Below are 13910 nucleotides of genomic sequence, written 5' to 3' on the forward strand. Positions count from 1 at the left end.
CAGGAACGCCTTTTTATTTTGGTCAAATTCAAGTAAATGCCTTAGTTATTGTCACCTCAGGACATACTTTCTGGAGAATTTTAAAAAAAGACAAACCTCCAAAAAGAAGTTTGTCTTCAGTCTGAGACAGGCCTAAGGCCTGCCTTTTTTATCATAAGGTATGAAGGTTGATTGTTTAGTTGCGGGCTGCAGCTGCGAATTCTTCATTTGAGAAGGCTTCGTCAATGATTGCTTTCAGCTGTTTAGCAGAAGCTTGCATTTTTTGCAGTTCAGCATCGTTCAGAGGAATGTTTACCGGACGAACGATACCATGTGCACCGACGATCGCAGGCTGTCCGATGAAGACGTCTTCAACACCTTCATATTGACCGGATTGGAATACTGACAGCGGAAGCACAGCATTTTCATCATCAAGGATTGCTTTGGTAATACGAGCAAGAGCTACGGCGATACCATAGAAAGTAGCACCTTTTTTATTGATGATAGAATAGGCAGCATCACGAACGGATACGAACAGTTTGACAAGACCTTCAGCATCAACATCGCGGTTATCTTGCAGCCATTGCTCCAATTTAACACCGGCTACATTGGCATGGGACCAAACGGCGAATTCTGAGTCACCGTGTTCACCCATGATATAGGCGTGAACGGAACGAGCATCAACGCCGATTCTTTCAGCAAGAGCTTGACGGAAGCGAGCAGTATCAAGAGATGTACCAGAACCGATGACACGTTCTTTAGGGAAGCCGGAGAATTTCCATGTTGAGTAAGTCAAGATGTCAACCGGATTGGCAGCAACCAAGAAGATTCCCTTAAAGCCTGATTCAACTACTTGTGTAACGATAGATTTGTTGATAGCAAGGTTTTTACCCACAAGGTCAAGGCGAGTTTCACCTGGTTTTTGAGGGGCACCTGCAGTAATGACAACAAGGTCAGCATCTGCACAGTCTTCGTATTTAGCAGCGTAAATTTTCTTTGGTGAAGTGAAGGCGAGTGCATGGCTAAGGTCAAGAGCGTCTCCGACAGCCTTTTCAAACAGCTGAGGAATTTCAATAATTCCGAGTTCTTGAGCGATTCCTTGGTTAACAAGAGCGAAGGCGTAAGATGAACCTACAGCACCGTCACCGACAAGGATGACTTTCTTATGTTGTTTAGTTGCAGTCATGTTCTAAACATCTCCTTATAATTTATTAAGTGTATATCTTATACGAATTTATTCTATCACTTTTAGTTAAAAAAGTCACTAATATTTTCCCTGACCTAGGGAAAACTATAGTAGAATAGCTGAAAATGAGCATTTTTTGTGATATAATATAAGGGAGTTTTAGACTAGAAATGGGGCATTTTTTAATGCAAGATAGAAATTTAGTAGATGTCAATTTAACCAGTGAAATGAAAACGAGTTTTATTGACTATGCTATGAGTGTTATTGTTTCTCGTGCTCTGCCTGATGTCCGCGACGGTTTGAAACCAGTTCACCGCCGCATTTTATACGGAATGAACGAACTGGGTGTCACACCGGACAAACCGCATAAAAAATCGGCACGTATTACTGGTGATGTCATGGGTAAATATCACCCGCACGGAGACTCATCCATTTATGAGGCTATGGTCCGGATGGCTCAGTGGTGGTCTTACCGCCACATGCTGGTTGACGGTCACGGAAACTTTGGTTCTATGGACGGAGACGGGGCTGCCGCACAGCGTTATACAGAAGCGCGCATGAGCAAGATTGCGCTTGAAATGCTGCGCGACATTAATAAAAATACCGTTGATTTTGCAGATAACTATGACGGCAGTGAGCGCGAACCCTTGGTTCTGCCAGCTCGTTTCCCTAATTTACTGGTAAATGGGGCAACTGGTATTGCGGTTGGTATGGCAACTAATATTCCGCCTCACAATTTGGGAGAAACCATTGATGCTGTCAAATTAGTCATGGACAAACCTGACGTGACGACACGCGACCTGATGGACGTTTTGCCCGGACCGGATTTTCCGACAGGGGCACTTGTCATGGGCAAATCAGGCATTCACCGCGCTTATGATACCGGTAAAGGTACCATAGTCCTGCGGGCCCGCACTGAAATTGAGACGACCAAGTCCGGACGAGAACGCATTGTTGTGACGGAATTCCCTTATATGGTCAATAAGACCAAGGTGCATGAGCATATCGTCCGTTTGGCACAGGAGAAACGTGTTGAAGGGATTACGGCTGTTCGTGACGAATCGAGCCGCGAAGGAGTGCGCTTTATCATTGAAGTTCGCCGAGATGCCAGCGCCAGCGTTATTTTGAACAATCTGTTTAAGCTGACAAGCCTGCAGACAAACTTTAGTTTTAACATGCTGGCCATTGAAAATGGTGTGCCAAAGATTCTGTCTTTGAGACAGATTTTAGATAATTATATTGCCCACCAAAAGGAAGTGATTGTCAGACGGACAGAGTTTGACAAGGCCAAAGCTGAGAGCCGCGCACATATTTTAGAAGGCTTACTCATTGCGCTTGATCATCTGGATGAGGTCATTCAGATTATTCGCAGCAGTGAAACCGATACTATTGCACAGGCAGAATTGATGAGCCGCTTTGACTTATCAGAACGGCAAAGTCAGGCTATTCTCGATATGCGTCTGCGCCGTCTGACCGGTTTGGAAAGAGATAAAATCCAGTCAGAATATAACGAATTATTAGCTTTAATTGCTGATTTGGCAGATATTTTGGCCAAACCAGAGCGCGTTATCACGATTATTAAAGAAGAATTGGATGAAATCAAACGGAAGTTTGCTGATGACCGCCGAACAGAACTTATGGTCGGAGAAGTCCTGTCGCTGGAAGATGAGGATCTGATTGAAGAAGAAGATGTTTTGATTACCTTGTCTAATAAGGGGTACATCAAGCGTCTGGGACAAGACGAATTCCGTGCCCAAAAACGCGGCGGCCGCGGGGTCCAGGGAACCGGTGTCAATGATGATGATTTTGTCCGTGAACTGGTTTCAACCAGCACCCACGATTCCATGCTCTTCTTTACTAATCAGGGCAGGGTTTACCGTCTGAAAGGCTATGAAATCCCTGAATACGGCCGCACTGCTAAAGGACTGCCGGTCGTTAATCTGCTGAAGTTGGATGAGGGCGAAACGATTCAGACGATTATCAATGTCAGAGCTGATGATTTTCATGATAAATACCTCTTTTTCACAACCAGACAGGGACTTGTCAAGCGAACCAGTGTTTCTGCATTTGGCAATATTCGCCAAAACGGACTCAAGGCTATCAACCTGCGTGATGGAGATGAACTCATCAATGTGCTTTTGACAGACGGAACAAACGATATTATTATCGGAACACGCCAAGGTTATTCCGTTCGTTTCAATGAGACGGCAGTCCGTGATATGGGACGGTCGGCAACGGGTGTTAAAGGTGTTAATCTGCGTGAAGAGGACCTTGTTATCGGTGCTGCCCATATCACTGACAATCAAAATGTGCTAACCATCACGGAACAAGGCTATGGCAAGCAAACACCTGCTGAACAGTATCCGACTAAAGGCCGCGGCGGCAAGGGAATTAAAACAGCCAATATCACCGCTAAAAACGGTCCTCTTGCAGGCTTAGTAACTGTTAATGGTGATGAGGATATTATGGTTATTACGGATACCGGTGTGATTATCCGTACAAGTGTTGCCAATATTTCTCAAACAGGCCGTTCTGCTATGGGTGTCAAGGTCATGCGCTTGGATAAGCAGGCAAAAATTGTCACTTTTGCACTGGTAAAACCAGAAGTAGCAGAAGAGCCGGCTTCAAATGGTGATGAAAATGAGTAGAAAGTCAATGAATAACATGCGTAAACCTAAGAAAAAGCGACATTTTCTTCGAAGCTTTTTCTTTATTCTCCTGCTTCTGATTGGTCTGGCCCTGATTTTTAATAAACCAATCAGAAACAGCCTGATTGCTTGGAATACCAATCGATATCAGGTCAGCAAGGTCAGCAAGGAAGATATCAAAAAAAATAAAAAGGCTGATTCTTCCTTTGATTTTAAAAAAGTTAAATCGATCAGCACTGAGTCAGTTTTGGCAGCTCAAATGGCAGCGCAAAAACTGCCTGTTATCGGCGGTATTGCAATTCCGGAGTTGAAAATCAATTTGCCGATTTTTAAAGGCTTAGACAATGTTGGCCTGACTTATGGTGCCGGCACAATGAAAGAAAATCAAGCCATGGGGCAAAATAATTATGCCCTGGCCAGCCACCATGTGTTTGGCATGACAGGGTCTTCTCAGATGCTGTTTTCGCCCTTAGAACGTGCAGAAAACGGCATGAAAATTTATCTCACGGATAAAAATAAAATTTACACCTATATTATCGATGAGGTAAAAACGGTCAGTCCTGAGCATGTTGAAGTGGTAGATGACAAGCCCGGTCAGACTGAAATTACGCTGGTGACCTGTACGGATGCCGGAGCGACAGCCAGAACGATTGTTCATGGCAGCTATCAAGGAGAAACTGATTTCAAAAAAGCTCCTAAGAAAGTCAAAAAAGCCTTTCGCCGGTCTTACAATCAAATCTCACTCTAATGGTCAATCAGCTTTGTAACCAGCAAGAATAAATACTTTGAAAGGACTGAACAAAACTGCTTTCAGTCCTTTTTTCTGTTATAATGTGCATAAGGCAATAATTAAAGGAAGGCCAACTAATGAAATTAAATGCTATTCACCACGTCGCTTTCATCGTCTCAGACTACGATAAATCCTATGATTTTTATGTTCATAAATTGGGCTTCGAAGTTATTCGGGAAAATCACAGGCCTGAACGCCACGATTATAAACTGGATTTGAAATGCGGCGATATAGAGCTGGAAATTTTCGGAAACAAATTGAGCGATCCCTCTTACAGTGCACCGCCTGCTCGTGTCAGCCGACCAAGAGAAGCTTGCGGCCTGCGTCATCTGGCTTTTCGTGTAGACGATGTGGAAGCTGTCAGACAAGAGCTGCTTGATTTGGGAATCGAAGTTGAGGAACTGCGCTATGATGATTATACGGGGAAAAAGATGGCCTTTTTCTTTGATCCTGATGGATTGCCCTTAGAATTGCATGAGTAAGCTACTGTTGACTTTTTCTTTTGCGAAAAGATCGGAAAATGCTATAATGAAGCTCTGAGATTTGAAAAAAGAAACGATTAATGAGAGAGGTATTATATGACACTGCGAAAATTATTGACTTGCGGAGCACTTTTTGTGATTTCCTTGATGAGTTTGACTTTGGTTGCTGCTGACAGCTCGAGTTCTGTTCAAAAGGTAATTGATGAGGCCTATGTTCAGCCGGACTATGTCATGGGTTATTCTTTGAGTGAAGAGCAGCGCAGCCAGACCTTGAATTTGCTGGGCTACAATGCAGATACAGACACTAATGTCAAAACACTTGATACCAGCAGCTATGCTAAAATCATGAATGTGGCAGATGATTCCAGCTTGCAGTTGTACTCATCCGTTAAAATCCAAAAATTAGGCGATAAAGAAACACTGGATGTAAAAATCGTAACTCCCCAAAATATTACCAAGGTTACTCAGGACATGTACCGCAATGCCGCGGTTACACTTGGCATTGAGCATGCCAAGATTACGGTTGCTGCACCTATTGCGGTGACAGGAGAATCAGCTTTGGCCGGTATTTATTATTCGCTTGAAGAAAACGGGGCAAGTGTTTCTGAAGAAAGCAAGAACCTAGCCCAGGAAGAGCTGGGTGCCCTTTCGGACATCAATGAGCAAAATCAAGGCAAGAAAGGCTACGATGCAGACAAACTCAATGTTGCTTTGACCGATATTAAATCGGCAGTAGCAGATGCAGGTGACAGTCTGACTAAAGATCAGGTTCAAAAAATTGTAGAAGATACCTTGGACAATTACGGGCTGAAGTCCTCGATGACAGAAAATCAAATCACCTTGATTGTTAATTTTGCATTCAATTTATCAAAGAGCAAGGTAATTCACAATGACGGCTTTAAATCATCACTGAATTCCCTAAAGGACAGTATAGTAGCTAAGGCTAAGTCTACGTTTAAAGGATTTAATCTGAATTTTGATGCTAATAAGGCGATCGAATCCGGTAAGGGATTTTTTGCCAGAATTTGGCAGTGGCTTGTAGACACCTTTAGCAGTTTGTTTTCATAGAGAATAGCTGAACTTTTCTGAAAGCAGCCCAAAATAACTTGGCTGAGCCGGCAGACGGCTCAGCTTTTTGACTTTCTTGATTATTAGAGAGATTGATTGAAATTTTCTGAAAATCCTCTTGACAGCTCTAGATTCAATGATATAATAATTGTATAACAGATTCTGAAAAATCTGACAATTATAAACAAATAAGGAGAAAAGTTTATGGCAGAAAACACTGAGGAACAATCAACAACCTGGAAAGAAAAATTTCAAGCCTTTGGCCCCGGAGTTCTCATGGCTGCAGCAGCGGTCGGAGGCTCGCACATCGTCTCTTCAACACAGGCGGGTGCTATTTACGGCTGGCAGCTGGCCATTATTATCCTCTTGGTTAATTTATTTAAGTACCCGTTTTTTAGATTTGGGTCACAGTATACGCTGCAAAATAATAAAAGCCTGATTGAAGGATATAAGAAAAAGGGAACTTTTTACCTCTGGATATTCTTTATTATGAATATTTTTTCAGCTGTGGTCAATACGGCTGCGGTAGGTATTTTAGCGGCTGCTATCTTGTATAATATTTTTCCGCATGGATTTGGTTTGAGCATTTCACAGCTGACAACGATTTTGATTGTTGTTACCTGGGCCATGCTTTTGATCGGCGGCTATAAGTTTCTTGACAGCCTGTCTAAGTTTGTCATGATTTCGCTGACTTTGGCAACAACTTTGGCAGTTATTATTGCTGTTTTCAAACACAGAGAGCTGGCGCCTAATTTTCATGCACCTTCGCCATGGCGGTTAAGTGCTCTGCCATTTATTGTTTCTTTGATGGGCTGGATGCCGGCACCTATTGAAATATCGGCAATCAATTCGATGTGGTCTGTTGAAAAACGCCGGACAACTAAAGTCACCTATAAAGACGGTTTGCTCGACTTTAATGTAGGTTACATCGGAACAGCTGCTCTTGCCTTTATCTTCCTGGCTTTGGGAGCTTTGATTCAGTTTGGCTCCGGCGAGCCGGTCAAAAGTGCCAGTGCGGCTTATATTGCACAATTTATCAGCATGTATGCCTATGCCATCGGAAACTGGTCGCGGCTTTTGATTGCTTTTATTGCCTTCTTGTGTATTTTTGGTACGACTATTACCGTTATTGACGGCTATTCCCGTGCCAACAATGAAAGTCTCCGTCTTCTTTTCAATAAAAAAGAATCCAGCCAAAAGTCATTAAACATTTGGATAACAGCGACTTCTGTTGTCGGAATTCTCATTGTTCTCTTATTTGCAGGTGATGTTGCTACCTTAATGCGTTTTGCCATGATTGCCTCTTTCCTGACAACGCCGATTTATGCTTATTTAAACTTCTCCTTGGTTAACGGCAAGGAACACAAGTTATCACCGTGGCTGTCCGGACTGTCAATTGCCGGAATCATTTATCTGTCTGGATTTGCCCTCTTCTTTCTTGCCTATATTACAGGCCTTATCGGTTGATTGAGCCTGCTGCTTAAAAAAGAAAAACCGGAATGAACAGACAATCTGCACCCCAGAAATTAGATGAAGAATCTAATAATTGGGGTGCTTTATTTTGCATCACGAGTAGATATGAGCAGTAGATGGCTGGTAAAAAACTTGAATTTTCACCGTCTTTAGGGATATAATAAAGGAAACTGCAAGTGAAGAAAGAGGCACTGATGACAGAACTTTGGGATGCTTATGATGAAAATCGGCAATTAATTCCGGGAAAAACTATTGTGCGCGAGACATTCTCGACAGCAGATGATTTTCACTTGGTCGTTGAGGTTTTGCTGTTACATGAGGACAATGCGGTGCTGTTTATGCATCGTTCTTCTGAAAAAGAAATTTTTCCGGGTTATTACGAAGCGACTGCCGGTGGCTCAGTCTTAAAAGGCGAGAATTCAGAGACAGCTGTCCGACGGGAATTAAAAGAAGAGACCGGTCTGGAGGCTGGGCGTCTGCAGCTTCTTTTTCAATACAGTGATCCTCAGTACCATTCCCATTTTGATCATTATCTGGCTAGGACCGATGCTGATAAGAACAGCGTCAGTTATCAAAAAGGCGAGACAGACGGTCATGTGTGGGTGGCTCCGGAAGACTTAGCGGATTTTCTGGATAAGGAAAATGTCCTGCCTGCCAATGTGACAGAGCTGAAGATACTGTTTGGTTTGGAATAGCAGCTTTCTGGGCCGCTGTTTTATGAAATGGATTATTAAGGAGTTAAAATGACAATAAAAGTAATCGCAACAGATATGGATGGTACTTTTTTGAATTCACAAGGAGAATATGACCATGAGCGCTTCCAAAAGCTGTTGGAACAGCTCCAGAAAAAAGATATCCGCTTTGTTGTGGCAAGCGGCAATCAGTATCGGCAGCTGAAAGATCGCTTTCCTGACTGCCAAGAACAGCTGACTTTTGTGGGTGAAAACGGGGCTAATATCGTGCACAAGGATGAGCCTATAATTGAAGTTTTTCAAAAGAGAGACGATATTGCAGACTTAATACATTTTGTTGAAAAAGAATATCCTGAGGCTGTCATTTCTTTGGCAGGCGAGAAGAGAGCATATCTGCGTAAAGATGTTCCGGAAAATATCATTGAATGGCTTTTGCCTTTCCTGCCCAACTTAAAACTTGTTGACAGGCTGCTTCCGCTTCCTCAGGAGCGCTTCTTCAAGCTGACTTTGAAGGTTGAAGAAGGAGCTGTGGCACAGGTCATGCAGGCCGTTAATGCATTTAAAACCGGTAAGCGTTTAGTCAGCACCAGCAGTGGTTTTGGCTGTATTGATGTAATTACAAAGGGTATGCACAAGGGCTGGGCTCTTCAGCAGCTGCTTGATCGCTGGAATTATACGAGAGATAACCTCATGGTATTTGGAGACAGCGGCAATGATGTTGAAATGCTGGAACTGGCCAAATACTCTTATGCGATGGCTAATGCTTCTCAGGAAGCTAAGACAGCAGCCCGCTATCAAGCTGGGTCAAATGACGACAGTGCTGTTTTGGAAACTATTGAAAACTATTTGGCTGCTCTATAACATCAAACGCAAGCTTGGAGATAAGCTCCAGAGCTGATGTTATCAGGTATCATGCACATAAGGCTAAGGAGGCATAAAACATGTTAAACAGGCAGCAAACGTCCGCTCAGCGTTCCAAGGAAAGCGGCAGTGCTAAATTAGACAGCTATCAGATGGAGCGGCTGCAGCTCTTTCAAGAGACCAATCCGCAAGAACCGGCAGATGGGATTGTTTTTACCGGTGATTCAATTACCGAATTTTTTCCTTTGAAAAAATATCTGGGCCGTGACAAGCCGCTGATTAACAGAGGGATTGCCGGTACGGATTCAGTCTGGCTTTTGGAGCATCTGCAAGAGCAGGTGCTGGACTTAACCCCGGCTAAAGTTTTTTTAATGATTGGCATCAATGATATCGGCAGAGGTTATGAGTTATCGGCGATTGTCGGCAGAATTGCGGATATGATTGCACAGATTCGAAGCTGGAATATTTTTACCAAGATTTATTTGCTGTCTGTTTTGCCGGTCAATGAGGGGGAGCAGTATGCTGCAAAGGTGAAAATCAGAAACAACGCTGCTGTTCAAAAGCTGAATCAGGATTTACAGGTTTTAGCAGGTGCTGAATATATTGATCTGTACCCTTTGCTGCTGGATGATAGAGGAAATCTAGCGCAGCAGAATACCATTGACGGCCTTCACCTAAGTCAGGCAGGCTATGCTAAAATTGCAGCTGCTCTAAAAGGAGAGCTGTAAATCTGACAGTTCAGAAAGTCAACTTAATACTGCAGAAGTTCAAAAGTTCTGCGGTTTTTTTATTGTCTGTTTTCAGCTATAAAAATTTCGAAATAAGCCGAAAAATTCGAAAAAATGCCCATATTTTTCATAAAAAGTAGTAAGATAAAGGTATAGCTAAATGGTGCTGCATCTTGCGGCAGGCTCTATTATTAAGGAGGATTTATCATGGATGAACTGAAAAAAATTTTATTGGCCGGAATTGGTTTGACGTCGATGACTTATGAAAAGGCAAATGAATTCGTTAAGGAATTGGTTGAAAAAGGCCGGATTACAGTGGATGAGGGCAAGGAGTTACAGTCCGAATTAAAGCGTAAGAGCCAAGCAGAAGCTCAAGAAGTTTTGGACAAGGTCAATGCTAAGACACAAAATGTGCAGTATGCCACCAAAGAAGATGTTTCCCGTTTGGAAGCAAAACTGGATGCTCTCTTGCAGGAGTCATCTGAAGAATAGTTGCAGACAAGGGAAGTTTTATGTCAACTAAGCGTTTAAGAGAAATAGTGGCTGTTTTTAGTTCGGTCGGGCTGACAGCATTTAAGGATAAAAACAAAGCAGCCGATGATCAAACAGCACCGCAAAAACTGCGACAAGCCTTTGAAAAACTGGGTTCGAGTTTTGTTAAAATCGGTCAGATTTTATCCACCAGAAGTGATTTGCTGCCGGATGCTTATATTAAAGAACTGAGTAAACTGCAAAGCGATGTAGAGCCTTTGCCTAAAGATATTGTCATGTCTGCTATTCAGGCAGAGCTTAAAGAACCGATCGATCAAGTTTTTCAGTGGATTTCTGATGAGCCTTTGGCCAGCGGTTCCGTAGCTCAGACGCATCTGGCTAAGCTTTACTCCGGTCAGGAAGTTGTCATTAAAATTCAAAGACCGCATTTGGCAGAGGTTATTGAGGAAGATATCAGTCTTTTGATTCGCCTGTCTCGCAGAATTCCCTCAGCCTTTATTCCCATGGTCAATGTGACGGATGTCTTATATCAGTTAAAGGACAGCTTGATTATTGAGATTGATTTTCGCAATGAAGCACAGGCTATGCTGGATTTTGCCGAGCTCAACCGAGGGGTTAAGTGTGTTGCTGTTCCTGCAGTCTTTTCGGACTATACAAGCCGGCATATGATTGTTGAAGAGTACATCTCCGGTATTCCTATCAATCATTATGAAGACTTGCTTAAGGCCGGCTATGATTTAGAAGATATCGGCCGAAAACTGATGCTCTCTTTTATCAAACAAGTTTTTAAGGACGGGTGTTTTCACGGAGATCCTCACCCGGGAAATCTCCTGATTCATGAAGGACAGATTTACTTTATTGATTTTGGAATTACCGGACGCTTAGAAGATGCTATGCGGGCGTCTTTGAATGATATTCTCTACAGCTTCACAGCTCAAGACGTGGATGGAATGACCAAGGCTGTACTTGATATTACAAGCTTTGAAAGCTCAGTTAATAAGATGGCGCTGAGTCAGGATGTTGAGCGCATGCTGGCTAAATATTCGAGCCTTGACTTGGGAGATTTGTCCATTACGGATCTTTTGCAGGATTTGGTTGATATTTTCCTTAAAAATCACCTGAAAGCACCGTCGCAAATTGTTATTTTGGAAAAAGCTTCACTGCAGATTGAAGGGATTTTCCGGGATTTGGCACCTGATATTGACCTGATGACTCTGGCTAAAAATTATTTCCTTGAAAATATGGGACCTGATTTACTGAAGCAGGCGCTTAACAAGGAAGCCCTGCTGATAGAATTATTTTATCTTTTGAAAAATGGTAAAAATATTCCCAGACGGATGAACCAGCTGCTGGAACAGGTGCTAAACGGCCGTATCTTAGTTAATCACGACTTTTATGACTATACTAACCGCATCAAAACAGTCAGCAGCATCGCTAGCCAACTGGTACTCAGCATAATTTTTCTGGCCTTAATGCTTTCTGCTGGTTTATTTAGCCTTAGTGTAGCAATGCGACCCTTGTCAGTCTTTTTGCTGGGACTTGCCTTGCTTGTTTTGATTTGGGAGATTATTTGGCTGGTTAAAAGCCGCCGTTAAGCCAATCCTTAGGAAATCATAACTCAGGAAGAAATGGCTGCAGGAACATCCGGGACCGGCTCATCTTGCTGTCAGTGCAGGCAGCTAAGAAAAAGCAGATAATCTGACAAAAGCTTTATGCTGATGGGGGCTTGTGCTGAGCGGCCCTCAGGACAACAGGAGACGGTTATTATGAATTCTGTGTTTTGGGAAGTGAAGGCTGTCAGATAGAGGTTACTGTTTAAGAAATTCATCGTAGGATAGTATCAGTATATCTGAGGATTTTAGAGGAAAAGCGGTTTTCTGACTGTTATAATAGCAAATGTATGATAACAGGAGGTAGTTGCTATGACAAAACAATTTCCGGAAAATTTTTTGTGGGGCGGTGCAACAGCTGCCAATCAGTTTGAAGGTGCTTGGGATATTGACGGACGAGGTCCTGCAACATCTGACACAGCTCGTGCTGTAGCTCCAAAAGAGCGTAAAACGATGGGAAGCGAGTTTGCAACGCCCATGAATCGGGAACGATTAGACTTTGCTCTTAGCGATAAGGAAGGCCTTTATCCTAAGCGATGGGGGTCGGACTTTTATCACCGTTACAAAGAAGACATCGCACTCTATGCTGAAATGGGCTTTAAAACTTTCCGGCTGTCCATTGCCTGGTCGCGGATTTTTCCAAAAGGTGATGAAAAAGAGCCTAACGAAGCAGGCCTTGCTTTTTATGATAAGGTTTTTGACGAGCTCCATAAATACGGTATTGAACCCTTGGTGACGCTGTCGCATTATGAGTTTCCTATTCATCTGGTGAAAGAGTACGGCGGCTGGAAGAACCGCAAAGTTATTGATTTCTTCGTTCATTATGCAGAGACGGTTTTTAAACGCTATAAAGACAAAGTCAAGTACTGGCTGACCTTTAATGAAATCAATATCATTGGTATGACAGGCTATCTGTCCGGAGGGCTGCTTTTTGAAGACGGTAAATTAAATCTGCAGGAAATGTATCAGGCTGCCCATCATCAATTTGTAGCATCAGCTTTAGCGACCAAGGCTGCCCATGAAATCAATCCTGACGCTAAAGTCGGCTGTATGCTGGCTCGCATGCAGGCTTATCCGGCAACCTGCAATCCGGATGATGTCATGGAAGAAATCCGAAAAGATCATGAAAATCTTTTCTTTTCAGATGTTCAAGTGCGCGGTAAGTATCCGTCGTATGCCAAACGTTTTTTCAGAGAAAACAATATCCGGCTTGAAATAGCTGACGGAGATTTGGAAATTCTTGAAAAATACCCTGTTGATTTCATGTCTTTTTCTTATTACATGAGTTCTCTGGCCCGCAAAGAAACCAATCAAGAGGAAACGACAGCCGGCAATCTTATGTTAAGTGAGCCCAATCCTTATTTGAAAGCTTCAGATTGGGGCTGGCAGATTGATCCTGTCGGACTGCGTATTACCTTAAACAATCTGTATGACCGCTATCAAATTCCGCTGATGGTCGTTGAGAATGGTCTGGGTGCTTTGGATAAGGTTGAAGAGGATGGCTCTATTCATGACCAGTATCGCATTGACTACCTCAAATCCCATGTTGAACAGATGTACGAAGCGATTGAAGACGGTGTTGACCTGATGGGTTATACCTGGTGGGGCTGTACCGATCTTGTCTCGGCATCAACCTCAGAAATGTCCAAACGCTATGGCTTTGTTTATGTCGATGCGGACGATCAAGGACAGGGAACGTTTAACCGTTCACGCAAGGATTCTTTCTTTTATTATAAGGAATTGATTGCAAGCAACGGTGCTAATGTATTGAACAAGTAATAAAAAGACAAACTATAAGAAAAGTCAATAGTTTTAGATGAATTTATATTTTGTTCCCATTATGAGTTTGAGAGTACACTAAAAAGCCTCTGAAACGCCTCATTTTTTCAAAGGTTAGGATA

At 42.8% G+C, this 13910-nt stretch carries 12 protein-coding genes; 11 read left to right on the forward strand and 1 reads right to left on the reverse strand.

The window, feature by feature from the left end; genetic code table 11:
• Positions 1-175: 175 nt before the first annotated feature.
• Positions 176-1165 (reverse strand): L-lactate dehydrogenase, encoded by a 990-nt coding sequence (locus AC4HAF_RS09865; RefSeq protein ID WP_491097620.1) that lies wholly within the window; start codon positions 1163-1165, stop codon positions 176-178.
• Positions 1166-1350: 185 nt separating this feature from the next.
• On the opposite strand from AC4HAF_RS09865, the gene gyrA reads away from it, so the two are divergent.
• The 11 genes from gyrA to AC4HAF_RS09920 all read left to right on the forward strand — a co-directional run bounded on the left by gyrA (position 1351) and on the right by AC4HAF_RS09920 (position 13788).
• On the forward strand, positions 1351-3813 hold the full coding sequence (gene gyrA, locus AC4HAF_RS09870) for a DNA gyrase subunit A (protein ID WP_491097621.1): 2463 nt from the start codon (positions 1351-1353) through the stop codon (positions 3811-3813).
• 7 nt (positions 3814-3820) lie between these two features.
• Positions 3821-4561, forward strand: a complete 741-nt coding sequence (locus AC4HAF_RS09875; RefSeq protein WP_491097622.1) for a class A sortase — start codon at positions 3821-3823, stop codon at positions 4559-4561.
• A gap of 119 nt (positions 4562-4680) precedes the next feature.
• Positions 4681-5085: an SMU1112c/YaeR family gloxylase I-like metalloprotein gene (gloA2, locus tag AC4HAF_RS09880; RefSeq protein WP_491097623.1), complete on the forward strand. Its 405-nt coding sequence runs from the start codon at positions 4681-4683 to the stop codon at positions 5083-5085.
• A 96-nt stretch (positions 5086-5181) separates the two neighbouring features.
• Entirely contained in the window at positions 5182-6153 is a 972-nt protein-coding gene (locus AC4HAF_RS09885; protein WP_491097624.1) for a DUF1002 domain-containing protein, read from the forward strand.
• 204 nt (positions 6154-6357) lie between these two features.
• On the forward strand, positions 6358-7620 hold the full coding sequence (locus AC4HAF_RS09890; protein WP_491097625.1) for an NRAMP family divalent metal transporter: 1263 nt from the start codon (positions 6358-6360) through the stop codon (positions 7618-7620).
• A 200-nt stretch (positions 7621-7820) separates the two neighbouring features.
• The gene (locus AC4HAF_RS09895; RefSeq protein ID WP_491097626.1) at positions 7821-8321 is read left to right on the forward strand and encodes an NUDIX hydrolase; all 501 of its coding nucleotides are present in this window, start codon (positions 7821-7823) and stop codon (positions 8319-8321) included.
• Positions 8322-8369: 48 nt separating this feature from the next.
• Positions 8370-9179, forward strand: a complete 810-nt coding sequence (locus AC4HAF_RS09900) for a Cof-type HAD-IIB family hydrolase (protein ID WP_491097627.1) — start codon at positions 8370-8372, stop codon at positions 9177-9179.
• 80 nt (positions 9180-9259) lie between these two features.
• Positions 9260-9907 (forward strand): SGNH/GDSL hydrolase family protein, encoded by a 648-nt coding sequence (locus AC4HAF_RS09905; protein WP_491097628.1) that lies wholly within the window; start codon positions 9260-9262, stop codon positions 9905-9907.
• Positions 9908-10114: 207 nt separating this feature from the next.
• Positions 10115-10399: a phasin family protein gene (locus AC4HAF_RS09910; protein WP_491090386.1), complete on the forward strand. Its 285-nt coding sequence runs from the start codon at positions 10115-10117 to the stop codon at positions 10397-10399.
• 20 nt (positions 10400-10419) lie between these two features.
• Positions 10420-11994: an ABC1 kinase family protein gene (locus AC4HAF_RS09915; RefSeq protein WP_491097629.1), complete on the forward strand. Its 1575-nt coding sequence runs from the start codon at positions 10420-10422 to the stop codon at positions 11992-11994.
• A 327-nt stretch (positions 11995-12321) separates the two neighbouring features.
• Complete coding sequence (locus AC4HAF_RS09920) at positions 12322-13788, forward strand: glycoside hydrolase family 1 protein (protein ID WP_491097630.1); 1467 nt, start codon at positions 12322-12324, stop codon at positions 13786-13788.
• Positions 13789-13910 lie beyond the last annotated feature (122 nt).

The sequence above is a fragment of the Streptococcus sp. ELY_90 genome, from assembly GCF_058314475.1.